The 22,395-nt window shown below is 70.2% G+C and carries 23 protein-coding genes; 19 read left to right on the top strand and 4 right to left on the bottom strand.

The features are described from left to right. Window position 1 precedes the first annotated feature (1 nt). On the bottom strand, window positions 2-448 hold the full coding sequence (locus ACQPXM_RS08730; protein ID WP_432946627.1) for a metallopeptidase family protein: 447 nt from the start codon (window positions 446-448) through the stop codon (window positions 2-4). Window positions 449-479: 31 nt separating this feature from the next. Here ACQPXM_RS08730 and ACQPXM_RS08735 point away from each other — a divergent pair, with 31 nt between their 5' ends. The 8 genes from ACQPXM_RS08735 (at window position 480) to ACQPXM_RS08770 (ending at window position 7,770) form a co-directional block, all read left to right on the top strand. Then, entirely contained in the window at window positions 480-884 is a 405-nt protein-coding gene (locus ACQPXM_RS08735) for a DUF3499 domain-containing protein (protein WP_432946629.1), read from the top strand. A gap of 135 nt (window positions 885-1,019) precedes the next feature. Continuing rightward, window positions 1,020-2,108: a Gfo/Idh/MocA family protein gene (locus tag ACQPXM_RS08740; protein ID WP_432946631.1), complete on the top strand. Its 1,089-nt coding sequence runs from the start codon at window positions 1,020-1,022 to the stop codon at window positions 2,106-2,108. Continuing rightward, on the top strand, window positions 2,101-2,838 hold the full coding sequence (locus tag ACQPXM_RS08745) for a ThuA domain-containing protein (RefSeq protein ID WP_432946633.1): 738 nt from the start codon (window positions 2,101-2,103) through the stop codon (window positions 2,836-2,838). Before ACQPXM_RS08740 ends, ACQPXM_RS08745 begins: the two co-directional genes overlap by 8 nt. A gap of 70 nt (window positions 2,839-2,908) precedes the next feature. Beyond that, on the top strand, window positions 2,909-4,297 hold the full coding sequence (locus tag ACQPXM_RS08750) for a phosphomannomutase/phosphoglucomutase (protein ID WP_432946635.1): 1,389 nt from the start codon (window positions 2,909-2,911) through the stop codon (window positions 4,295-4,297). Further along, the gene (locus tag ACQPXM_RS08755; protein WP_432946637.1) at window positions 4,297-4,497 is read left to right on the top strand and encodes a Trm112 family protein; all 201 of its coding nucleotides are present in this window, start codon (window positions 4,297-4,299) and stop codon (window positions 4,495-4,497) included. Before ACQPXM_RS08750 ends, ACQPXM_RS08755 begins: the two co-directional genes overlap by 1 nt. Then, the gene (locus tag ACQPXM_RS08760; protein ID WP_432946639.1) at window positions 4,494-5,570 is read left to right on the top strand and encodes an SIS domain-containing protein; all 1,077 of its coding nucleotides are present in this window, start codon (window positions 4,494-4,496) and stop codon (window positions 5,568-5,570) included. Before ACQPXM_RS08755 ends, ACQPXM_RS08760 begins: the two co-directional genes overlap by 4 nt. Before the next feature lie 30 nt (window positions 5,571-5,600). Beyond that, on the top strand, window positions 5,601-6,773 hold the full coding sequence (manA, locus tag ACQPXM_RS08765) for a mannose-6-phosphate isomerase, class I (protein ID WP_432946641.1): 1,173 nt from the start codon (window positions 5,601-5,603) through the stop codon (window positions 6,771-6,773). A 37-nt stretch (window positions 6,774-6,810) separates the two neighbouring features. Further along, the gene (locus ACQPXM_RS08770; RefSeq protein ID WP_432946643.1) at window positions 6,811-7,770 is read left to right on the top strand and encodes a cation diffusion facilitator family transporter; all 960 of its coding nucleotides are present in this window, start codon (window positions 6,811-6,813) and stop codon (window positions 7,768-7,770) included. A 134-nt stretch (window positions 7,771-7,904) separates the two neighbouring features. On the opposite strand, the gene ACQPXM_RS08775 is transcribed toward ACQPXM_RS08770, so the two are convergent. Then, window positions 7,905-8,273, bottom strand: a complete 369-nt coding sequence (locus ACQPXM_RS08775; RefSeq protein ID WP_077013366.1) for a MerR family transcriptional regulator — start codon at window positions 8,271-8,273, stop codon at window positions 7,905-7,907. Between the two features lie 120 nt (window positions 8,274-8,393). Between ACQPXM_RS08775 and ahcY the strand changes: the two genes are divergently transcribed. The 3 genes from ahcY (at window position 8,394) to ACQPXM_RS08790 (ending at window position 11,642) form a co-directional block, all read left to right on the top strand. Further along, window positions 8,394-9,830, top strand: coding sequence for an adenosylhomocysteinase (gene ahcY, locus ACQPXM_RS08780; RefSeq protein WP_432946645.1), 1,437 nt, complete (start codon window positions 8,394-8,396; stop codon window positions 9,828-9,830). 234 nt (window positions 9,831-10,064) lie between these two features. Continuing rightward, a complete protein-coding gene (locus tag ACQPXM_RS08785) occupies window positions 10,065-10,970 on the top strand; it encodes a serine/threonine-protein kinase (RefSeq protein ID WP_432946647.1) in 906 nt (301 codons plus the stop codon). Between the two features lie 135 nt (window positions 10,971-11,105). Then, on the top strand, window positions 11,106-11,642 hold the full coding sequence (locus tag ACQPXM_RS08790) for a dihydrofolate reductase family protein (protein ID WP_432946649.1): 537 nt from the start codon (window positions 11,106-11,108) through the stop codon (window positions 11,640-11,642). 16 nt (window positions 11,643-11,658) lie between these two features. Here the strand turns inward: ACQPXM_RS08790 and ACQPXM_RS08795 are convergent, their stop codons facing one another. Then, complete coding sequence (locus tag ACQPXM_RS08795; RefSeq protein ID WP_432946651.1) at window positions 11,659-12,417, bottom strand: class I SAM-dependent methyltransferase; 759 nt, start codon at window positions 12,415-12,417, stop codon at window positions 11,659-11,661. 10 nt (window positions 12,418-12,427) lie between these two features. Next, window positions 12,428-13,753 carry an RDD family protein gene (locus ACQPXM_RS08800; RefSeq protein WP_432946653.1) on the bottom strand — a complete coding sequence of 442 codons (1,326 nt, stop codon included), beginning with the start codon at window positions 13,751-13,753 and terminating at the stop codon, window positions 12,428-12,430. A 116-nt stretch (window positions 13,754-13,869) separates the two neighbouring features. On the opposite strand from ACQPXM_RS08800, the gene ACQPXM_RS08805 reads away from it, so the two are divergent. The 8 genes from ACQPXM_RS08805 (at window position 13,870) to ACQPXM_RS08840 (ending at window position 22,124) form a co-directional block, all read left to right on the top strand. After that, complete coding sequence (locus ACQPXM_RS08805) at window positions 13,870-14,868, top strand: stage II sporulation protein M (RefSeq protein WP_432946655.1); 999 nt, start codon at window positions 13,870-13,872, stop codon at window positions 14,866-14,868. Window positions 14,869-14,933: 65 nt separating this feature from the next. Then, window positions 14,934-15,701, top strand: coding sequence for a DUF1206 domain-containing protein (locus ACQPXM_RS08810; protein ID WP_432946657.1), 768 nt, complete (start codon window positions 14,934-14,936; stop codon window positions 15,699-15,701). 161 nt (window positions 15,702-15,862) lie between these two features. Next, a complete protein-coding gene (locus tag ACQPXM_RS08815; RefSeq protein ID WP_432946659.1) occupies window positions 15,863-17,653 on the top strand; it encodes an ABC transporter substrate-binding protein in 1,791 nt (596 codons plus the stop codon). A gap of 154 nt (window positions 17,654-17,807) precedes the next feature. After that, on the top strand, window positions 17,808-18,839 hold the full coding sequence (locus ACQPXM_RS08820) for an ABC transporter permease (RefSeq protein WP_432946661.1): 1,032 nt from the start codon (window positions 17,808-17,810) through the stop codon (window positions 18,837-18,839). Beyond that, a complete protein-coding gene (locus ACQPXM_RS08825) occupies window positions 18,836-19,714 on the top strand; it encodes an ABC transporter permease (protein WP_432946663.1) in 879 nt (292 codons plus the stop codon). Before ACQPXM_RS08820 ends, ACQPXM_RS08825 begins: the two co-directional genes overlap by 4 nt. Beyond that, entirely contained in the window at window positions 19,711-20,667 is a 957-nt protein-coding gene (locus ACQPXM_RS08830) for an ABC transporter ATP-binding protein (protein WP_432946665.1), read from the top strand. The genes ACQPXM_RS08825 and ACQPXM_RS08830 overlap by 4 nt, the downstream gene beginning before the upstream one ends. Continuing rightward, window positions 20,668-21,591: an ABC transporter ATP-binding protein gene (locus ACQPXM_RS08835; protein ID WP_432946667.1), complete on the top strand. Its 924-nt coding sequence runs from the start codon at window positions 20,668-20,670 to the stop codon at window positions 21,589-21,591. It begins immediately after the preceding gene. Next, complete coding sequence (locus ACQPXM_RS08840) at window positions 21,588-22,124, top strand: MOSC domain-containing protein (protein ID WP_432946669.1); 537 nt, start codon at window positions 21,588-21,590, stop codon at window positions 22,122-22,124. The genes ACQPXM_RS08835 and ACQPXM_RS08840 overlap by 4 nt, the downstream gene beginning before the upstream one ends. Window positions 22,125-22,395 lie beyond the last annotated feature (271 nt).

Raw genomic sequence — 22,395 nt, forward strand, 5'->3', positions numbered from 1 at the left:
CCTAGTCGTCGTCGGTGTCGAAATCCGGGTCGATCTGCTCCGGCGACAGCGCCAGGACGTCGGCCAGCTCGAGCACCAGCGCGGAGCGGACCAGCCAGGCCAGTCCCGCGCCGGAGCGCTCGGCCCGCAGCTCGATCGGGCGGCGGAACACCACGATCCGGTACGGCTCGTGCGACGTGCCGCCGGTGGAGTGGGTGAGCGGGATCTCGCCCGCGTGGGCGTCCAGGTTCGGCACGTCCTCGATCGCGAACTCGACCCGGGCCACCACCTGCGGCAGCCGTTTCTCCAGTCTGGTCACCTCGATCGCGACCACCTCGTCGAACTGCGCGGCGGCCGACCGCTGCAGCGGCAGTCCACGCGGCGCGAAGCTGCTCGGCCGGCTGATCGGCCCGAGCATGCCCCGGCCGTGCCGGTCGATGTGCCTGCGATGACGGCGAGCCTCGGTCACGCGCTCAGCCTAGTGGGGGTAACGTCTGGTCGTGAGCATCGCCAGGATCTGTTCGCGCGCCGCCTGTCATCGGCCGGCGGTGTCGACGCTCACGTACGTGTACGCCGACTCCACCTGCGTGCTGGGCCCGCTGGCCACCTACGCCGAACCGCACTGCTACGACCTGTGCGCCGACCACGCCGACCGGCTGACCGCGCCGAACGGCTGGGAAGTGATCCGGCTCGCTCCGGATCCGGCCGCCGCCGGCCCGTCGTCGGACGACCTGGAAGCGCTGGCGAACGCCGTACGGGAGGCCGCGCGGCCGTTGCCGCCGCGGGACACCGGCCGTCCTGGTTCCACGACGCCCGGCGCACCGGTCGAGGTCGCCCGCCGCGGACACCTGCGCATGCTCCAGGACCCCAGCAACACCCAGACCCCCCGCACCACCGAAGGCTGAAGCCTTACCTCGTTGCGTCCGAAGAATCCGGGGCCATCGCGCACGGTTCTTCGGACGTTGTGGGGTGTCCGACGGTGTTTCGTAGCGTGGGATGAGGTTGACCACGTTGTCAGGTACTGACCAGACTGCTGATCTGTGAACGATCAAAAACTACGGGTCGGAGTGGTCGGTCTCGGCTTTGCCGGGCGGACCGCACTCGAAGCGTTCTCGGAGCTGCCCGACGTCGAGGTGGTGGCGCTGGCCGGGCTGGAGAAGGACACCCTGGCCGAGCTCGGCGAGAAGCACCGGGTACCGCATCTCTACGAGAAGTGGGAGGACCTCCTGCAGACCGACGGCCTGGACGCCGTCAGCATCGGTACGCCGACGCAGCTGCACGCCCCGATCGCGCTGGCCGCGCTGGAGCAGGGGCTGCACGTGCTCTGCGAGAAGCCGCTGGCCCGCACGGTCGACGAGGGCACCGCGATGGTCGAGGCGTCGAAGAAGGCCGGCAAGGTGCTCAAGGTCATCTTCAACCACCGCGAGCGCGGTGACGTCGCCGCGCTGAAGCACCAGATCGACGAGGGCCAGCTCGGCCGGATCTACTACGCCAAGGCGCACTGGATGCGGCGCAACGGGATCCCGGGCATGGGCGGCTGGTTCACCAACCGCGAGCTGTCCGGCGGCGGCCCGCTGATCGATCTGGGCGTGCACATCCTCGATCTGGCCCTGCACCTGCTGCAGGAGCCGAAGGTCACCACGGTCAGCGCGAGCACGTTCGCCGAGCTGGGCCCGCGCGGCCGCGGCAGCGCGTCCAGCACGATCCGGCCGACGGTCGACACGCTCGGCTCGAAGTTCGAGGTGGAGGACCTGGCCACGGCGTACCTGCGGCTCGAGGGCGGCGGCGCGCTGCAGCTGGAGACCAGCTGGGCCACCTACCGGGCGCCCGGCGACAACTTCGGCATCGAGCTGTTCGGCACCGAGGGCGGCGCGAAGATCGAGGTCCAGAACTACACCAACGAGGACACGCTGCGGATCTTCACCGACGTCGGCGGCGTGCCGGCCGAGGTCCGTCCGGCCACCGGGGCCGGGCTCGGTCACCGCGCGGTGGTCCGCGAGTTCGTCGCCATCGTGCGCTCCGGCGAGTGGTCGGCGCACAACGGTTCGGAGGCTCTGCTCCGGACCCAGGTCATCGACGCCTGCTACGCCTCGGCGAACGCGGGACGAGAGGTAGTGCTTCATGGTTAACGTCACCGTCTGGGGCGAGAACGTCCACGACCAGCGCGACGCGTCGGTGCAGAAGGTCTATCCCGACACGATGCACGAGACGATCGCGGCCGCCCTGCGGGCCAAGCTCGGCGACGAGGTGAACGTCCGGACCGCGTGGTTGCAGCAGCCCGAGCACGGCCTGACCGAGGAGGTCCTGGCCGACACCGACGTGCTCACCTGGTGGGGACACGCGGCGCACGAGGACGTCGACGACGCGGTCGTCGAGCGGGTCCACAAGCACGTGCTGTCCGGAATGGGCCTGATCGCCCTGCACTCGGCGCACTTCTCGAAGATCTTCGTGAAGCTGATGGGCACCACCTGCTCGCTGGACTGGCGCTCCGAGAACGACCGCGAGCTGCTCTGGACCGTGGCCGCCGGGCACCCGATCGCGCAGGGGGTCCCGCACCCGCTGGTGATCGAGCGCGAGGAGATGTACGGCGAGCTGTTCGACATCCCGCAGCCCGACGAGCTGGTTTTCGTCAGCTCGTTCTCCGGCGGCGAGGTGTTCCGCTCCGGCTGCTGCTACCGCCGGGGCCAGGGCCGGGTGTTCTACTTCCGCCCGGGCGACCAGGAGTACCCGACGTACCACCAGCCGGAGATCCAGCAGATCCTCGGCAACGCCGTCCGCTGGGCCGCGCCGACCAGCCCGCGCCAGCTGCCGACGGTGCACCACCGCAAGACCCCCGGCTGGTTCGAGAACCAGGCCTGAGCCGGACGCCGTCCACAGCCCGGGCGTGCCTGGTGAGCCAGGCACGCCCGCGGCCGGATAGGGTCCACGCATGGTTGACGTTGCTGCGATCTTCAAGGCGTACGACGTTCGCGGGGTCGTCCCGGACGAGCTGGACGAGTCGGTCGCCCGGGCGACCGGTGCCGCGTTCGTCGAGGTGCTCGACGTGCTCGCCGGTCCCGGGGCGGTGGTGATCGGCTACGACATGCGGCCGTCCAGCCCGGCCCTGGCGGCGGCGTTCGCCGAGGGCGTGGCCAGCACCGGCGCGGACGTGATCGACATCGGCCTGGCCTCCACCGACCAGCTGTACTTCGCCTCCGGCCGGCTCCAGCTGCCCGGCGCGATGTTCACCGCGAGCCACAACCCGGCGCGCTACAACGGGATCAAGATGTGCCGGGTCGGCGCGTCCCCGGTCGGCGCGGAGTCCGGGCTGCGCGACATCGCGGACCTGGTCGCCAAGACCGTCGCCGAGCCGCCGGTCAGCGTCCCGGCACCCGGCAAGGTGACCCGCAAGAACCTGCTCACGGCGTACGCCGACCATTTGAACGACCTGGTCGACCTGCGCCACATCCGGCCGCTCAAGGTGGTCGTCGACGCCGGCAACGGGATGGGCGGGCACACCGTGCCGGCCGTGTTCGCCACCGGGCCGGTCGAGATCGTCCCGCTGTACTTCGAGCTGGACGGCAACTTCCCCAACCACGAGGCCAACCCGCTGGACCCGAAGAACCTGGTCGACCTGCAGGCCAAGGTGGTCGAGGCCGGAGCCGACCTCGGGCTGGCCTTCGACGGCGACGCGGACCGCTGCTTCGTGATCGACGAGCTGGGCGCGCCGATCTCGCCGAGCGCGATCACCGGCGCGGTCGCCGTCCGCGAGCTGGCCAAGCACCCCGGCTCGGCGGTGATCCACAACCTGATCACCTCCAAGGCTGTGCCTGAGCTGGTCGCCGAGCACGGCGGGACACCGATCCGCTCGCGCGTCGGGCACTCCTACATCAAGCAGCAGATGGCCGAGACCGACGCCGTGTTCGGTGGCGAGCACTCGGCGCACTACTACTTCCGCGACTTCTGGCGCGCGGACACCGGCATGCTGGCCGCGCTGCACGTGCTGGCCGCGCTCGGTGAGCAGGACAAGCCGGCCAGCGAGGTGTTCGCCGAGTACGAGCGGTACGTGGCCTCCGGCGAGATCAACAGCCGGGTCGACGACGCGGCCGCCACGGTCGCGGCGATCGAGGACACCTACGCCGGGCGGGACGGGACTACCGTTGACCATCTGGACGGTCTGACGGTGGACGCGGGACAGTGGTGGTTCAACGTCCGCGCGTCCAACACCGAGCCGCTGCTGCGGCTGAACGTCGAGGCCGGGGACGCCGCCACCATGGAGCGTGTCCGGGACGAAGTACTGGCCCTGATCACCGGGAAACCGGTGGAGGAGAAGAACTGATGGCAGTCAACCTGGACCCGGACCTGCTGAGCATCCTGGTGTGTCCGAAGTGCCGGTCGGAGTTCCGCGTGGACGACGAGGCGAACGAGCTGGTCTGCACCAATGCCGCGTGCGCGCTGGCCTACCCGGTGCGCGACGACATCCCCGTGCTGCTGATCGACGAAGCCCGTGAGACCAAAGAGGCCGAAACCAAACGATGAGCTCCTTCGACGACTCGCGGCTGGACGACCCCGCCGCGCTCGAGGCGACCGACCACCTGCTGCGCCGGCTCGCCGGTGCCGGAGCCCGCGTCCGGGCCGAGATCGACGCCGCCGAGGAGGTGCTGTCGAAGCTCGGCTCCGACGGCTTCCGCCCGCGCGCGATCGTCGCGGCCGGCCGTGACGCCCGCCTGGTCCGTGCGGTGCTGGAGCCGGTCTGCCCGGTGCCGTTCGTGGCCTGGCCCGGTCCGGGCCTGCCCGGCTGGACCGGTCCGCTGGACCTGGTGATCGTGCTGGGTGGCAACGCCGCCGACGCCGAAGCCATCTCGGCCGCCGCCGAAGCCGAACGCCGTGGCTGTGGCCTGATGATCGCCTGCCCGGCCGGCTCGCCGATCGATCAGGCCTCGGCGGGTTCCCGGCACGCGATCCGGCTGCCGTCGCAGTCCGACGACCAGCTCGCGGCAGCGGTCGCCGTACTGCAGGGGCTGCACCAGATGGAGCTCGGCCCGGTCGTCGACGCCAAGGCCGTCGCGGCGTTGCTGGACGACGTCGCGATCGAGTGCTCGCCGAACAACGACGTCGCGTCGAACCCGGCCAAGGACCTGGCGCTGATGCTGGCCGACGCGTTGCCGCTGGTCTGGGGTGGTTCCGTGCTGGCCGCGCGGGCCGCTCGCCGGGTCGTGGAGGCGCTGCGCCTGGCCAGTGGCCGTCCGGCGCTGGCCGCCGACGCGGGCCACCTGCTGCCGGTGCTGAACCAGCCGCCGCGGGACGTGTTCGCCGACCCGTTCGACAAGCCGGCGGAGCTGCGCCCGGGGCTGCTCATCCTGGACGACGGCGTCGAGGACGCCGGCGTGGCCGAGCACCGTCGCCAGCTCGAATCGAAGGCGGAGCGGCACGACGTCCGCGTGCACGTGGTCACCCAGGCCAACGGCACCGACATCGCGCGCTACGCGGCCCTCACCCAGCAGGGCCGGTACGCCGCGGCGTACCTGGGCATCGGGCTCGGCCGGTACGGCACCGAGGCGACCGAGACCCCGATCGTGCCCGGCAACCCGGCCGTCGACCCGGCCTGGTGAGCGCAGGTATGACGAGGACGTGGTGACGCCGTGGTAGCCAAACTCTCGAACACGATTCGCGACTACGCGTGGGGATCGCCGACCGCGATCCCGGCGCTGCTCGGGGTCGAGCCGGACGGCACCCCGCAGGCGGAGCTGTGGATGGGCGCCCACGAGTCCGCCCCGTCGGTGCTGCCCTCGGGCGAGTCGCTCTACGACCTGGTGTCGGCGCGGCCGGCCGACATCCTGGGGGAGGAGACGGCCGAGCAGTTCGACGGCCGGTTCCCCTTCCTGGCCAAGATCCTGGCCGCGGCGCAACCGTTGTCGATCCAGGCGCACCCGTCGCCGGAGCAGGCGGTCGAGGGTTTCCGGCGCGACGAGCAGGCCGGCGTCCCGCGGGACGCCGCCGACCGCAACTACAAGGACGCCTGGCCGAAGCCGGAGATCCTGATCGCGTTGGAGCCGTTCGACGCGCTGGTCGGCTTCCGGCCGCTGGACCGGACCGTCGCGCTGCTCGAAGCCCTCGACGCGACTGGTCTCGAAGGCCTGACCGCACAGCTGCGCGACGGCAAGCTGCAGGACGCGTTCACCGAGTTCATGAGCAGCGACCGGGACGCGATCCGCCCGCTGGTCGCCGCGCTCGCCGAGGCCTGCTCCCGGTACGCCGGGCAGGACTTCGCCGTCGAGGTGGAGACGCTCGGACGACTGGCCGAGGACTTCCCCGACGACCCAGGCGTCCTCGCGGCGCTGCTGCTCAACCGGGTGCGGCTGGAGCAGTTCGAGTCGGTCTACCTGCCGGCCGGCAACGTGCACGCCTATCTGCGCGGGACCGGGTTCGAGGTGATGGCCAACTCCGACAACGTGCTGCGGGGTGGTCTGACCAGCAAGCACATCGACGTCCCGGAGCTGGTCTCGGTGATCGACTTCGAGCCGCTGGCCGACCCGGTGCTGCACGGGAGGATCGTCGCGCCCGGGATCACGGCGTACGAGACGGGCTGCCCGTACTTCGCGGTCCGGCGGGTCGACCTCGGTGGCGAGGCGGTCGTCGTACCGGCCGAGGGGGCCCGGATCGTCGCTGTGGTGGACGGTGAGGTGACTGTCGGTGCCGAGGGCACCGATGAGACCGAAGCGTTGTCCGCCGGTCAGTCGGCGTTCCTCCGAGGACCCGAAGGAGCCTGTAACCTGCGTGGTTCCGGCACGGCGTTCGTCGTGTCCGCTCGCTGAACTTTTGGCCCCCTGAGTCTCTGGAGGACTGACCGACATGGCTGGTGGCGGTACCAAGGCTGTCGTCGCGGCACTGCTGGCGAACACCGGAATCGCGATCACGAAGTTCGCCGCCTGGGGGCTGACCCAGTCGGCCTCGATGCTGGCCGAGGCGATCCACTCGGTCGCCGACGCCGGCAACCAGGTGCTGCTGCTGGTCGGTGGCAAGCGCGCCCAGCGGCAGGCCAACGAGCTGCACCAGTTCGGCTTCGGCCGGGAACGCTACGTGTACTCGTTCATCGTGGCGATCGTGCTGTTCAGCGTCGGTGGGCTGTTCGCGCTCTACGAGGGCTACCACAAGATCCACGACCCGCACGCGATCGAGAACTGGAAGTGGGTCCCGGTCGCGGTGCTGGTGGCCGCGATCGTCATGGAGACGTTCTCGTTCCGGACCGCGATCGTCGAGGCGAACAAGGTCCGCGGGCACGTGTCGTGGGGCCGGTTCATCCGCAACGCGCGGTCGCCGGAGCTGCCGGTGATCCTGCTGGAGGACTTCGCCGCGCTGACCGGTCTGGTGCTGGCGCTGATCGGCGTCGTGCTGACCCTTGCCACCGGCAACGGTATCTACGACGGCGCGGGCTCGATGGCGATCGGCGCGCTGCTGGTCGTGGTGGCGATCTTCCTGGCGATCGAGATGAAGTCGCTGCTGCTCGGCGAGTCGGCGACCCGCGAGGCGCAGCAGAAGATCGTCACGGCGATCGAGGCCGCGCCCGGCGTCCAGCGGCTGATCCACATCAAGACGCTGCACCTGGGTCCGGAAGAGGTGCTGGTCGCGGCGAAGGTCGCGGTCGAGCCCGGCGCCGACGCGGCGGCGGTGGCGGCGGCGATCAACGCGGCCGAGCGCGCGGTGCGCGAGGCGGAGCCGATGTCGCAGCACGTGTACCTGGAGCCGGACATCTACGTCGAGGGGTACGTGCGCGAGGAGCGCCCGCCGGTCCCCGAGGCGCCGTCCCACTGACCCCCACCTCCGTCCCCGCCGCTCCCCATTTCGACGGTTAACCCGAGAGGTGGTGGGTTCTACCGGCTCATGACGCCGTAGAACCCACCACCTCATGGGTTAACCGTCCAAATGTTTGTGGCGGGAGGGGTGGGTCAGCGGGGGCGTTGGGCCGGGGGCGGCAGGACTCCGGAGCGGCCGAGCCAGCGCAGGGCTCGTTCGCGGTCGATCTCGGCGGGGCTGGGCGGGGTGGTGAGCCGGCCGGTGCGGTAACCGAGGTTACGCAGGTCGGCGGCGACCGACGGCTCGGCCAGGGCCTTGAGGGCGAAGGCGAGGGCGGCCGGCGTCACGTCGTAGCGGTGCTCGAGCTCGAGGGCGAGCTTGACGGCGGCCAGGTCGCGTTCGTCGTACTGGCGCTGGGCGGAGCGGCTGGACCGGGTCCGGGGCAGCAGGCCGAGGGTCTCCCGGTAGCGCAGCATCCGCGCGGTGGTGCCCAGCAGTTTGGCGGCCTCGGTGATGCGCATGGGGATATCTTGACATTTAGGTGTCAGGAACGGCGACTCGGTAGGTCACGGTAGGTGCTCGAACCGCTAGCCTCGTGCCCGAAGACTTCACCAACCGACACCCTCAGGGAGCGGCACCGTATGACGTTCGACTACAAGGTGGCAGACCTCGGCCTGGCCGAGTTCGGTCGCAAGGAGATCCGGCTCGCCGAGCACGAGATGCCGGGTCTGATGGCGATGCGCGCCCAGTACGGCGAGAGCAAGCCGCTGGCCGGCGCCAAGATCATGGGCTCGCTGCACATGACCATCCAGACCGCCGTGCTGATCGAGACGCTGACGGCGCTCGGTGCCGAGGTGCGTTGGGTTTCCTGCAACATCTTCTCCACCCAGGACCACGCGGCCGCCGCGGTCGTGGTCGGCCCGGAGGGTACCGCCGAGGCTCCGGCCGGTGTCCCGGTCTTCGCCTGGAAGGGCGAGACGCTGGAGGAGTACTGGTGGTGCACCGAGCAGGCGCTGAAGTGGCCCGGTGGTGAGGGTCCGAACATGATCCTGGACGACGGCGGCGACGCCACCATGCTCGTCCACAAGGGCACCGAGTTCGAGAAGGCCGGCGCCGTGCCGGACCCGTCGACCGCGGAGTCCGAGGAGTTCGCCGTCGTGCTGAAGCTGCTCGGCCGCACGCTGACCGAGGACCCGCAGCTGTGGACGACCATCGGCCAGGGCATCAAGGGTGTCACCGAGGAGACCACCACCGGCGTGCACCGGCTGTACGAGATGCACAAGGCCGGCACGCTGCTGTTCCCGGCGATCAACGTCAACGACTCGGTCACCAAGTCGAAGTTCGACAACAAGTACGGCTGCCGGCACTCGCTGATCGACGGCATCAACCGCGCCACCGACGTGCTGATCGGCGGCAAGGTCGCGGTCGTCTGTGGCTACGGCGACGTCGGCAAGGGCTGCGCGGAGTCGCTGCGTGGCCAGGGCGCCCGGGTGATCGTCACCGAGATCGACCCGATCTGCGCGCTGCAGGCCGCGATGGACGGCTACCAGGTGACCACGATCGAGGACGTAGTCGGCACCGCCGACATCTTCGTCACCACCACCGGTAACAAGGACGTCATCACCGCCGACCACATGGCGCAGATGAAGCACCAGGCGATCGTCGGCAACATCGGTCACTTCGACAACGAGATCGACATGGCCGGCCTGTACAAGACGCCGGGCATCGAGCGGGTCACGATCAAGCCGCAGGTCGACGAGTTCCGCTTCGCCGACGGCCACACCGTGATCATCCTGTCCGAGGGCCGGCTGCTGAACCTCGGCAACGCGACCGGGCACCCGTCGTTCGTGATGTCGAACTCCTTCACCAACCAGGTGCTGGCGCAGATCGAGCTGTTCGTGAAGACCGCCGAGTACCCGACCGACGTCTACGTGCTGCCCAAGCACCTCGACGAGATGGTCGCCCGGCTGCACCTCGACGCGCTCGGCGTGAAGCTGACCGAGCTGTCCAAGGAGCAGGCCGAGTACCTCGGCGTTCCGGTCGAGGGCCCGTACAAGTCGGACCACTACCGCTACTGAGCTCCCTTCGGTAGTCCCGCGCCAAGGCGCCTCACCGCTTGCGGTGGGGCGCCTTCGCCGTGCCTCGGGTCGTCCGAGGCGCTGCGGCGCGGCCCTCGCTGGCTGGGGACCCCGAGCGCCTGGCAAGGTAGCCCGCGGACCGGGTGAGAGGAGGACCGCTGGTGCCCGACGTGTTCGCCGGACGGTTCGAGCTGATCGACCCGATCGGCTCCGGGGGAACCGGGACGGTCTGGCGTGCCTGGGACCGGCGGCTGGAGCGGCTGTGCGCGGCCAAGGTCCTGCGGCAGCGGCACGCGGGTACTGCTGCGGTTCGTCCGTGAACAGGGCCGCCGGCTCGACCACCCGAACATCCTCAGCCCGTACGGCTGGGCGGCCGACGACGATCAGGCGCTGCTCGCGATGGATCTCGTCGGCGGTGGCTCGGTCAGCACGCTGCTGTCCGACTTCGGCCCGCTTCCGGACCGGTACGCCGCCGAACTGCTCGCCCAGCTCCTCGCCGCCCTCGCGCAGGTCCACTCGGCCGGGCTGGTGCACCGCGACGTCAAACCCGCCAATCTCCTCCTGGAAGCCACCGGCACCAACCCGCCGGTCCTGCGCCTCAGCGACTTCGGGATCGCCCTGTCCCTCGACGAACCTCGCCTCACCCACCAGGGCGCCGTCGTCGGCACACCCGGCTACCTCGCCCCCGAGACCCTGGCCGGCGAACCGCCCTCCACCGCCCAGGACCTGTACGCCGTCGGCGTCACCGCCTGGCAGCTACTCACCGGCGACGAGCCACCCAGTGTGCATCCGCTGCCGCCTCCCAGCACACCCACGGCGCTGTGGTCGTTGGTCGAACCTCTGCTGTCCGCCGACGCCGCGGACCGTCCCTCGGCCGAGTCCGCTCTGGCTGCCCTCGCGCCACTGCTCGCGAGCCCGCTGGCCGTTCCCGCGAGAACCCCGGACGGCGAACCCATCGAGGTCTTCGACCACCTTTCCCCACTTCCGCCGCCCCACGAGCACCTGGCGAGCCCGCCGGTCGTGGCAGCCCCCGAGCCAATCGCACGCGAGACCGGCCAGGAGGTCTTGGGGCAAGAGCGGCGACGTCGGTGGGGCGGCGACGCGCGGGCCTACTACGCGAGGATCACCGGCCGTCGGTAGTTGCTGGAAGCAATGATCCGGGTCCGGTGAGTGGTCCAGTGCCGGTGGTCGGGATTGGACCTTCTCGCGATGCCGCTCCGGCCGGAGGATGAGAGCATCCACGGCGCGCTCGCGCCGGCCGAAAGGAGCTCTGCTGTGGCGTCATCGGTGCTCGACATGTCGGTGTCCCTCGACGGGTACATCGCCGATCTCAACGACTACCTCGGCGGGGAGGACGACCACCGGCTGCACAACTGGCCGGAGGGCGACTTCCTCGACGAGTGGAACGCGTGCGGCGCGGTCGTCGCCGGCCGGCGGACCGCCGAGCTGATGGATCACTGGGGTGGCGACCACAACGGCGCCCCGATCTTCGTCCCGAGCCATCGGCCGCCCAGCCCGGCCGCGCGCTGGGGCTATCCGCTGGTCACTTACGTCCGGGACGGCATCGCCAGCGCGATGGAGCAGGCGAAGGCCGCCGCCGGAGGCAAGGATGTGCAGGTGCGGGGCGGGTACACCGGGCAGAGCGCGCTCGCGGCCGGCGTACTGGACGAGATCCAGGTGCACCAGATCCCGGTCCTGCTCGGGCAGGGGCACCGGTTGTTCGACGTACTGCCGGGGCTGGTCGAGCTGGAGATCGTCCGCGTGATCGACACTCCGGAGGCCACGCATCTGCGGTACCGGGTACGCCGGTAGTCGCCGGCCGGGCCGCTCAGCGGATCGCGGCGAAGAGGTGCTTGTCGGCGACCTGGCCGAGCACGGCGACCTCGGTGAAACCGGCTTTGCGGAAGGCTTCGACGGTGTCGGTGAGGGTGATGTCGCGGCCCCGGTGGCGGTCGGTGAAGCGTTCCTCGCGCGCGGCGAGCAGGTCGGCGAAGGCCGGCTCGTTGGCGGCCGCCTTCCACCAGGTATCCCAGTCCTCGACCCCGTCGGCGTGCGAGCTCGCCCAGATCTCGTCGCGGAGCGCGACGGCGATCGCGTCCAGCCGCGGGACCTCGGTCGGGCCGAGGCGCATCGTGTCGGCGTTCAGGAAGACGCCGCCGGGGCGGATCCGGGCGGCCAGGGTCTGCGCAAGGGTCGTCAGGTCCGCGGGGTCGAGCCAGTGCAGCGCGGTTGCCGAGCAGACGGCGTCGACGAGCTGGTCACCGAGTACGCCGTCCCAGCCGGGCGCGCGGAGATCCGACTCGGCGAACCGGACGCGGTCGGAAGCCACCGCCTGCTGGGCGATCCGGAGCAGGAACGGGTCGAGGTCGACGCCGATGATCTCGGTTGTCGTGAACCGCTGGGCCGCTCGGGCCGAGATCGAACCCGGGCCGCAGGCGAGATCGACGAACCGCTTCGGTTCACCCACCAGGCGGTGGACGATGTCCAGCATCAGCACGAACTGCTCTTCGCGGTCGGGCAGGTAGCCCGCCTGCTGGTCGTCCCAGCGCTGCAGCCATCCGGTCCAGTCAGGTTCTAGATGCGACATGGTCGCAAGACTAGGACCATTGGTCCGATTGCCCACTGCCGGGTGCGTGCCAGCCTTGGGGGTTCACCTGCTCGCCAGGTCGGTCGGTCTGCGGAGGGGACGGGGGAGGGCCGGGAGGTGCTCCGGGTCCAGGCGCCGCCGGGTGCGGCCCGCCGTAGGGCGGCGTCGGGCCGGACTGGCCGCCGTGGGGCGGGAATCCGCCCGGCGCGGACGGCGGCTGAGAGCTGCCGTAGGGCGGCGCTCCACCGGGCTGCGCGCCGTAAGGCGGCATCCCGGCAGGCGCAGGCGCCGGTGGGTATGGGCCGCCGCCGTAGGGCGGCGTCGCGTCGGGTTGGCCGCCGTGGGGCGGGAATCCGCCCGGCTTGGGTGGCGGCTGGTATGGGCTGCCGCCGTAGGCCGGCGCTCCACCGATCCCGCCGCCGTAGGGCGGCGCCGCGCCGGTCCCGCCGTACGGCGGCGCCCCGCCCGTCGCACCGCCGTACGGCGGCATCCCACCGCTCCCGACGCCGAAGGCGGGTTGTCCGCCGTACGGGAGTTGCTGGGCGTACGGGTTGGGCGGGCTGAACGGGCCGGTGGGCGCCCGGTAGGCACCCAAGCGGTCGAGTTCGCGTCGCCGGCGTTCGGCGAGGACGGCCGACAGGAAGGCGGGTGAGCTGATCGGCACGGGTGGCGCCGGAGCGGTGAGGCCTCCCACCTTGAAGGCCAGCGCATCTCCGAGGGCGACTTGCGCGGCCGGTTCCAGTTCCTTGTAGCGGGCCAGGTACTCGCGCGACGTGTTGGCGAGATCGTCCGAGAGCCGGGAGAGTTCCAGCGACTGCGCCCACTGGACCAGATGGCCCGGCACGAACAGCGGCGGCGACGCCATCGGCTGGTGCCGTTCGCGGATGACCACCGTGCCGGCCACCATGTCGCCGATCCGCTTGCCCTGCTTGTTCATCAGGCTCGCGACGATGCCGGGGCTGGCGGCGAACCACGGAGCGAAGTCCACGAAGATCCACAGCAGCGACCGCACCAGCGCGTGCCGGAAGCGGATCGAGCTCCCGTCGTCACGGACGACGCGCAACCCGAGCAGCATCTTGCCGATCGTCTTGCCGCGGGTGAGGGTCTCCATCACCACCCGGTAGCCGACCAGCACGAGCAGCAGTACGACGAACACGATCGCCGCCGCGAGCGCGTCGCTGGCCTCCTGCAGCAGGAACCCGAACAACGCCAGGAACAGGATGATCAGCGCGATCACCTGCAGCGTGAAGTCGATCGCGCAGGCCAGCGCCCGGGTCGGCATCCGGGCGATCCGCACCTGGAGGACAACCGCTTCCCCCGTGACCAGCTGAGTCACCCTCGCCCCCTCCACGACTCCCGAGACAGCAAGTGTCGCCCATCCCGGGGCCGGGGGTGCGCATCCGACCCCGGAATGCGGGAGACTCGACCAGGCACCGGACAGAAAGGCGGGGGATGGACGTCGAGGCGTACGTGTCGGTCCATCAGCCGCAGTGGGACCGGCTGGCCCTGCTGACCCGCCGTCAACGCCGGCTGACGGGCGCGGAGGCCGAGGAGCTGGTGCAGCTCTATCAACGGGTCGGCACCCACCTGTCCGCGCTGCGAGCGGCCGGCGCCGACCCGGTCACGGTCGGTCGCCTGTCCGGTCTGATCGCCGACGCGCGCGGTGCCGTCACTGGCGCGCATGCTCCGGTCTGGCGGGACATCTCCCGGTACTTCCTGGTCAGCTTCCCGGCCGCGCTCTACGTCTCCCGGCGCTGGTGGCTCACCATTGGCCTGCTGTTCTACGTCGTCGCCGCCTTGGTCGCCTGGCGGATCCTGGTCAACCCGGAGGTGCTCGGTTCGGTCGCGCCGCCGGAGGCGATCCAGCAGTTGGTCGACAAGGACTTCGCCGCCTACTACTCCGAGAATCCGGCGCAGGACTTCGCGCTGCGGGTGTGGATCAACAACGCGACCATCTCGGCGGCCGTGCTGGCGGTCGGGGTGCTGATCGTGCCGGTCGCGTTCGTGCTGTGGAGCAACGCGACCAACCTCGGCATCAGCGCCGGGGTGATGATCGGGCACGACAAGGGCGACGTGTTCTTCGGGCTGATCACGCCGCACGGCCTGCTCGAGCTGACCGCCGTGTTCGTCGCGTCGGCCGCCGGGCTGCGGCTCGGCTGGTCCTGGATCGCGCCCGGCCCACGGACCCGGATGCAGGCGCTGGCCCAGACCGGTCGCGCGACCGTCGGGATGGCGATCGGCCTGGCCGTGATCCTGCTGGTCACCGGATTGATCGAAGCCTTCGTGACCCCGTCGCCGCTGCCGACCGCCGTACGGGTCGGAATCGGTGTCGTGGCCGAGCTGGCGTTTTTCGCCTACGTCTGGACGCTCGGGCGGCGCGCGGTCCGCGCCGGTGACTACGGCGACGTCGACGTGGCCGACCGCGAGGCGAGCGCGCCCGTGTCGGCCTGATCGTTTGCGACTGGGTACGAGTCCCGCAGGACGGGACCACCGCCGGCCACGTCGTGAGGAGCAGGATGACAACCGCCCAACAGGCCCAGAACAGTCGTGTGTACGACGTCGCGATCACCGTCGGTCTGATCGCGTACGGCGTCGTGTACCTGCTGGTCGCGTGGATCGCGCTCCAGCTCGCGTGGGGCAAATCCTCGGAGGAGGCGTCCCAGCAAGGTGCGTTGCGCGAGCTCGCGGACCAGCCGCTGGGCGGTGCGCTGCTCTGGGTGGTTGCCTTCGGCCTCTTCGCGCTGGTGGTCTGGAAGGCACTCGAACTGGCCTACGGCTATCTGCCGACCGAGAAGAAGGTGTCCGCGGCCGGCCGCCTCGGCATGTACCTGGTGCTCGGCATCAGCGCGATCAGGGTCGCCGTCGGTTCGGGCGGATCGGGCAGCGGTGGTCAGCAGTCGACGACCGCCAAGCTGATGGAGAACGGCGCCGGTCGCGTGCTGGTCGTGGTCGTCGGCCTGGTGATCATCGGTGTCGGCATCCGCCAGCTCTACAAGGCGTACACGAAGAAGTTCACCGAGGACCTGGTCGGCGGCATCTCGCACACCACGATCGTGCTCGGCCGCCTCGGGTACGCCGCGAAGGGCGTCGCGTTCGCGATCGTCGGCGGGCTGTTCGCCTGGGCCGCGCTCGACTACGCCCCGGAGAAGGCCGGCGGACTGGACACCGCGATGCACACGATCAAGGACCAGCCGTTCGGCGCCGTCCTGCTGACCGTGATGGCGATCGGCCTGGCCTGCTTCGGCGTCTACTGCTTCAGCTGGTCCCGCAACGCCAAGCACTGACGTCCGCCGCCCGCCATCCGTCGAGATGGTGCCCGCAGACAGCTCTCGAACCGTCGTTCAGCCACGGATGAGCCACGAAACTCGGTAAATCATTGACAGCGCGTACCGATCTGGTGTGGCTTTCTCTCTAAACGGCGCTTTGGTGAGAGGTGCGTGGCGGGATGAGGAAGTTGTTCGCGGGGCTGGCGGCCGTGGTGCTGCTGGCGGTGGGTACGGCGCCGGCGCAGGCGGCCGAGCCGGACAAGCCGAAGGTCGTCCGGGTGGGGGCGACGCAGGCGATGGACTCGATGAACCCGTTCCTCGCGGTGCGGCTGGTGTCCTCGTCGATCCATCGCTGGATGTACGGGTTCCTGACCGTGCCGGACGCCAAGACCCTGCAGCCGAGCCCGGACCTGGCCGAGTCCTGGACGACGTCGCCGGACGGGCTGACCTGGACGTTCAAGATCCGGCAGACCAACTGGTCGGACGGGCAGCCGCTGACCGCCGAGGACGCCGCCTGGACGTTCAACAAGATGATGACCGACGACGGCGCCAAGACCGCGAACGGCCCGGCGGTGGAGAACTTCGCCAGCGTCAGCGCCTCCGGCCAGGACCTGACCATCAAGCTGAAGTCGCCGCAGGCCTCGATGCTGGACAACCCGGTGCCGATCATGCCCAAGCACGTCTGGGAGAAGGTCGGCGACATCGCCAAGTACGACGCCGAGACCTACCCGGCGGTGACCAGTGGTCCGTACATCGCGGTCGAGCACAAGAAGGACCAGTACGTGAAGCTCAAGGCCAACCCCGGCTACTGGCGGGGCGCGCCGAAGATCGACGAGCTGCAGATGATCTTCTACGACAACCCGGCGGCCGCGGTGGTCGGGCTGAAGAAGGGCGACATCGACCTGCTGGGCCGGCTCGCGCCGCCGGACTTCGAGGCGCTGAAGGGTGACGACACCATCGTCCAGTGGAACCAGCAGGGCCGGCGCGCGACGTACCTGCAGATCAACCACGGGGCCACCACCAGCGACAACAAGCCGATCGGCGACGGGCACCCGGCGCTGAAGGACCCGAAGGTCCGGCAGGCGCTGCACTTGGCGATCGACAAGCAGAAGCTGGTCGACGAGGTGCAGAACGGGCTGGCCAAGCCGGCCGACGGCTCGATCGTGCCGCCGATGTACAAGGACTTCTTCTGGCAGGCCGAGGGCGAGCAGAAGATCTCCTTCGACGTGGCGAAGGCCAACCAGGTTCTCGATGCCGCCGGCTACAAGAAGGGTGCCGACGGCATCCGGACGATGCCGGACGGGTCGCGCAAACTGCAGTTCCGGTTCAGCATCCACACCGACACCCCGATCGAGGACAAGCTCGCGGAGTACCTCACCGGCTGGTTCAAGGACATCGGCATCGCGCTGACCACCAAGCGGCTGGACTCCAGCAAGTTCACCGAGGAGACCGGCACGACCGCGCTGTTCGACATCGCGATCAGTGGCTGGTCGGTGAACCCCGACCCGGAGGAGGTCCTCGCCACGCACCTGTGCAGCCGGCGGCCGACCGCGTCCGGTGAGGGCGGCGGGACCGAGTCGTTCTACTGCGACCCGCAGTTCGAGCAGCTCTACCAGCAGCAGCTCAAGGAGCTCGACCGGACCAAGCGGGCCGGCATCATCAAGCAGATGCTGGAGCGGCTCTACACCGACGCGCCGGTGATCGCGCTCTACTACCCCAACGACCTCGAGGGCTACCGCAAGGACCGGATCGCCAGCATCACGCCGATCCCGGAGGACAACGGCATCCTGTACGGCGGCAGCGGCTACTGGCCGTTCTACACCGTCGAGGCGGTGACCGCGGACCCGGCCGAAGAGAGTGGGTCGAACACCGGCCTGATCGTCGGCGTGGGCATCGGCGTGATCGTGCTGGCCGGCGCCGCGTTCTTCCTCGTACGGCGTCGCGGTGGCGTGGCGGACGAGCGCGAATGACGGTGCTCTTGGCGTCGACTTCGTCGCCGCGGGTTTTGGGGCTTTTTCGCCCGGTCTTCCCTCGTCGGTCGGTCGCTGCGCTCCCTCCCTCCTCAGTCCAGACCGGGCGGCCCCAAAACCTTGGCGCGCTCCTTGATCCGGGACGGGAGGCCGCATGACCGTCGCCCCGTCCGCCACGCAGGAACTGGAGGAGACCCCGATCCGCAGCGGGATGCTGCGCTACGCCCTGAGCAAGGCGGGCGGGGCGTTGCTCAGCATCTCGATGGTGATCGTGGCGACGTTCTTCCTGTTCCGGCTGCTGCCGGGGGATCCGGTCCGCGCGCTCGCGCAGGGCCGGAACATGACCCCGGAGCAGCTGGACCTGGAGCGGAGCCGGCTCGGCCTGGACAAGTCGTTGCCCGAGCAGTTCTTCCAGTTCGTCAAGCAGACCGTGCAGTTCGACCTCGGTACGTCGTACGAGTACAAGCGGCCGGTGCTCGACCTGATCGGTGAGCGGATCGGGTCGACCCTGCTGCTCACCGGTACGGCGCTGGTGATCGCCGTCAGCCTGGGGATCTGGCAGGGCGCTCGCGCGGGCTGGAAGCCGGGCAGCCGGTTCGACCGGTTCTCCACCGCGATCTCGCTGGTGCTCTGGTCGGTGCCGACGTTCTGGCTCGGACTCCTGCTGCTGATGGTGTTCGCGGCCGGAGTCGGGCCGATCCCCGGCGTCTTCCCGACCCGCGGGATCGAGAGCGTGGACGCGCCGGACGGCTTCGGCTACGTGCTCGACGTCGCCAAGCACATGGTGCTGCCGTGCCTGACGATGGTTGCCGTCGTCTACGCGCAGTACCTGCTGGTGATGCGCTCCTCGGTGCTCGACGAGGTCGGCCAGGACTACGTCACCACGGCCCGCGCGAAAGGGCTGAAGGACGACGACATCCGCCGCAAGCACGCCGTACCGAACGCGCTGCTGCCGACCGTCACGCTGGTGTTCATGCGGATCGGCTTTGTCGTCGGCGGTGCCGTCACGGTCGAGGCGATCTTCAGCTGGCCGGGCCTGGGGCAACTGTTCTACGAGGCGATCCGGGTGCCGGACTTCACGCTGATGCAGGGCACGTTCCTGCTGATCACGGTGTCGGTGATCGTGATGAACACCCTCGCGGACGTCGTCTACCACCTGCTCGATCCGAGGGTGAGGTCCGCATGAGTGTCACCTGGACGCGGCGGAAGCGAAGCCTGCAACGGTTCTGGGCCGACTACCGCGGGCACAAGGCCGGCGTGGTGGGGCTGGCCGTGCTGCTCGTCGCCGTGCTGCTCGCGCTGATCGCGCCGCTGTTCATCGACGCCGGCGTGACGAACGTCGTCCGCGGCACGGGGGAGAAGCTCGCTCCGCCCAGCTGGGACGCGCCGCTCGGCACCGACGAGTCCGGCCGCTCGGTGCTGCTGATGGTCTGGTGGGGCTCGCGTACGTCGTTGCTGATCGGCTTTCTCGCAGCGCTGCTGAGCATGGTGATCGGCACCGTGCTGGGGATCGTCGCCGGGCACTTCCGCGGCTGGATCGGTGCGGTCGTGTTGCGCGTCACCGACTGGTTCCTGGTACTGCCGTCGCTGGTCACCGCGCTCGTCCTGGCCGCGATCCTGGGTGGCAGCACGACGACCATCATCGTCGCGATCGGCGTCACTTCGTGGCCGTCGACCGCGCGACTGATCCGTGCCCAGACGCTCGCGGTCGAGGCCCGGCCGTACATCGAGCGCTCCACGGCCCTCGGCGGTGGGCACTGGCACATCACCACCCGGCACGTCCTGCCGAACGTCGCGCCGTTGCTGCTGGCCAGCACGACGCTGGAGGTGGCGAGTGCGATCGTCACCGAGTCGACGCTCGCCTTCCTCGGCATCAGCGCGAACAAGACCTCCTGGGGGACCATGCTGCGCGGCTCGTACGACTGGGGCGCGGCGACGTCCGGCGCCTGGTGGTACATCCTCGTGCCCGGCCTGTGCATCGTGACCGTGGTGATGGCGTTCACGCTCTGCGGCCGCGCGCTCGAGACCGTGCTGAACCCGAGACTGCGGAGCGCGCGATGAGCCTTCTCGAGCTGGACGATGTCTCGGTGACGTACCGGATCGCCGGCGGCGAGGTGCCCGCCGTGCGAGGGGTGTCGCTGGCGCTGAACGCCGGCGAGGCGCTCGGCATCGTGGGCGAGTCGGGATCGGGCAAGTCGTCCCTGGCGATGGCGATCCTGCGGCTGCTGCCGCGCGACGCCCGCACGGGTGGGCGGATCCTGCTCGCCGGCGACGACGTGCTGACGATGTCGTGGGGGCGGTTGCGCGCGGTCCGGTGGGCCGAGGCGTCGATCGTGTTCCAGGGCGCGCAGCACGGGCTCAACCCGGTCCGGCGGATCGGCGAGCAGATCGCCGAGCCGTTGCTGGTGCACAAGCTGGCGGGGCCCGAGAAGGCCCGTCGGCGGGTGGCCGAACTGCTCGAGCAGGTCGGGCTGCCGGCCTGGCGTTCCCGGAGCTACCCGCACGAACTGAGTGGTGGCCAACGGCAACGAGTCATGATCGCGATGGCGCTGGCCTGCGAGCCACGGCTGATCATCGCCGACGAACCGACCACCGCGCTCGACGTGATGGTCCAGGCGCAGGTGCTGACGCTGATTCGCGAGTTGGTCGCCGCCGAGGACATCGCGCTGTTGATGATCTCGCACGACCTGTCCGTGCTGGCCGACCTGTGCGACCGGCTCGCGGTGATGTACGCCGGCCGGGTGGTCGAGACCGGTCCGTCCGGTGGTGCGTTCGCGCATCCGTACAGCCGCGCGCTCTCGGCGGCGTTCCCGACGATCGGAGACCCGGCGTCGCGGCTCGCGCCGAAGGGGCTCGGCGGCGATCCGCCGGATCCGGCGTCGCTGCCGTCGGGGTGTGTCTTCCATCCACGGTGCACGGTGGCGCTGGAGTCCTGCTCGACGGTCGAGATCGAGCTGCGGCCGGCGGGCGAGCGTCGTACGGCGGCTTGTGTGCTGGTGGGGGAGGAGGTTTAGGTGCTGGAGGCAAGGAACCTCTCGGTCGAGTTCGCGTCCCGGGGACGGCGCGCGCGGGCCGTCGACGGGGTCAACCTGGCGGTCGGTGCCGGCGAGATCGTGGCGCTGGTCGGCGAGTCGGGCTGCGGCAAGACCACGCTGGCGCGCACGCTGCTCGGGCTGGAGAAACCAGCCGGCGGCGAGGTTTTCTACGACGGCAAGCCGTTGAGCTACAAGGCGCGGGACCTGAAGGCGTACCGGCGCCGGGTGCAGCTCGTGCTGCAGGATCCGACCGGTTCGCTGAATCCGCGGCAGACCGTCTACGAAGCCGTTGCCGAAGGCCCTCGAATCCACAAGCTGCCGGACGAGGAGAAGGTGGTCGCCGACGCGCTGTCCCGAGCGGGGCTGCGGCCGCCCGAACGGTTCTTCCTCCGCTACCCGCACGAACTGTCCGGCGGCCAGCGTCAGCGTGTGGTCATCGCTGGGGCGCTCGCGCTCAATCCCGGCGTACTGATCGCCGACGAACCGGTCGCCTCGCTCGACGCCTCGGTCCGGGGCGAGATCCTCGCGCTGCTGCTCCGGCTCCGCGACGACCTCGGCCTGTCGGCGCTGGTCGTCACGCACGACCTGGGCCTGGCCTGGAACATCGCCGACCGGGTCGCGGTCATGTACCTGGGCCGCATCGTCGAGTCCGGCCCGACCGAGCAGGTCCTGCAGAGCCCGCAACATCCCTACACCAAGGCGCTGCTGTCGGTCCTGCCCGAGTCGCCGGAGAAGATCGTGCTCACCGGCGAACCACCGGACCCGACCCGCATCCCGTCCGGCTGCCGCTTCCATCCGCGCTGCCAGGTCGTGGTCGGGGAGTGCCGCACGGTCTCGCTGCAGATTTTGCCCGCCGCCGAGTCGCAGCAGGCCGCGTGCCACCTGCTTAAGCTGGACGGGTGAGAGTCCTCTCGGTCAACCGCGACATCCGGTACAACTTCAGCAAGCCGCCGGTGCCCGAGATCCAGCTGATCGAGGGCATCGGCGTCGAGGGGGACGCGCACGCCGGCGCCACCGTCCGCCACCGCCACCTGGTACGACGCGACCCCTCCGCGCCGAACCTGCGTCAGGTCCACCTGATCCAGTCCGAACTCTTCGCCGACCTCGCCACCGCCGGCTTCGACGTCGGCCCCGGCGACCTCGGCGAGAACATCACCACCTCGGGCATCGACCTCCTCGCCCTCCCGGTCGGCACCACCCTCCACCTCGGCGACACCGCCGTCGTCACCCTCACCGGCCTCCGCGACCCCTGCTCCCAGATCAACAAGTTCCGCAAGGGCCTGCTCAAGCAGGTCCTCCACAAGACCGCCGATGGCGAGGTCGTCCGCCTGACCGGCGTGATGTCGGTCGTCACCCGAGGCGGAGTCGTCCGCCCCGGCGACGAGCTGAAGGTCGTCCACCCGCCCGAGCCACACCAGCCGCTCGACCTGGTCTGACGACTACCCAGCCCGCCGAGCCCCGGCGACGCCCGGCTCCACCCCACCCGCCCACCCCACTCGCCCGCCCCACCCAGCCTCGGCCTGCCCACCCCGCGCCTCCGGCATTTCGGCGGTTAACCCTGGGAATGGCGGGTTCTCCGCCCGCATGCAGTGGTGGAACCCACCACGCGCAGGGTTAACCGTCGAAATGCGGCAAGGGCGAGATTGAGTGCGAGGGCGAGGGCGAGGGCGTCGGGCGCGGGCGTCGGGCGAGGCTGGGGGAGGCTTT

Origin of the sequence: Kribbella sp. CA-253562 (assembly GCF_050942265.1) — a bacterium.
Lineage (GTDB): Bacteria > Actinomycetota > Actinomycetes > Propionibacteriales > Kribbellaceae > Kribbella.

Bases quoted from the DNA above. Each gene is read 5' to 3' on its own strand.
- ACQPXM_RS08820 (WP_432946661.1), top strand. From the start codon at position 17,808: ATGACCGTCGCCCCGTCCGCCACGCAGGAACTGGAGGAGACCCCGATC.
- ACQPXM_RS08805 (WP_432946655.1), top strand. From the start codon at position 13,870: ATGGACGTCGAGGCGTACGTGTCGGTCCATCAGCCGCAGTGGGACCGG.
- ahcY (WP_432946645.1), top strand. From the start codon at position 8,394: ATGACGTTCGACTACAAGGTGGCAGACCTCGGCCTGGCCGAGTTCGGT.
- ACQPXM_RS08815 (WP_432946659.1), top strand. From the start codon at position 15,863: ATGAGGAAGTTGTTCGCGGGGCTGGCGGCCGTGGTGCTGCTGGCGGTG.
- ACQPXM_RS08745 (WP_432946633.1), top strand. From the start codon at position 2,101: ATGGTTAACGTCACCGTCTGGGGCGAGAACGTCCACGACCAGCGCGAC.
- ACQPXM_RS08825 (WP_432946663.1), top strand. From the start codon at position 18,836: ATGAGTGTCACCTGGACGCGGCGGAAGCGAAGCCTGCAACGGTTCTGG.
- ACQPXM_RS08775 (WP_077013366.1), bottom strand. From the start codon at position 8,273: ATGCGCATCACCGAGGCCGCCAAACTGCTGGGCACCACCGCGCGGATG.
- ACQPXM_RS08760 (WP_432946639.1), top strand. From the start codon at position 4,494: ATGAGCTCCTTCGACGACTCGCGGCTGGACGACCCCGCCGCGCTCGAG.
- ACQPXM_RS08795 (WP_432946651.1), bottom strand. From the start codon at position 12,417: ATGTCGCATCTAGAACCTGACTGGACCGGATGGCTGCAGCGCTGGGAC.
- ACQPXM_RS08770 (WP_432946643.1), top strand. From the start codon at position 6,811: ATGGCTGGTGGCGGTACCAAGGCTGTCGTCGCGGCACTGCTGGCGAAC.
- ACQPXM_RS08830 (WP_432946665.1), top strand. From the start codon at position 19,711: ATGAGCCTTCTCGAGCTGGACGATGTCTCGGTGACGTACCGGATCGCC.
- ACQPXM_RS08755 (WP_432946637.1), top strand. From the start codon at position 4,297: ATGGCAGTCAACCTGGACCCGGACCTGCTGAGCATCCTGGTGTGTCCG.
- ACQPXM_RS08810 (WP_432946657.1), top strand. From the start codon at position 14,934: ATGACAACCGCCCAACAGGCCCAGAACAGTCGTGTGTACGACGTCGCG.
- ACQPXM_RS08750 (WP_432946635.1), top strand. From the start codon at position 2,909: ATGGTTGACGTTGCTGCGATCTTCAAGGCGTACGACGTTCGCGGGGTC.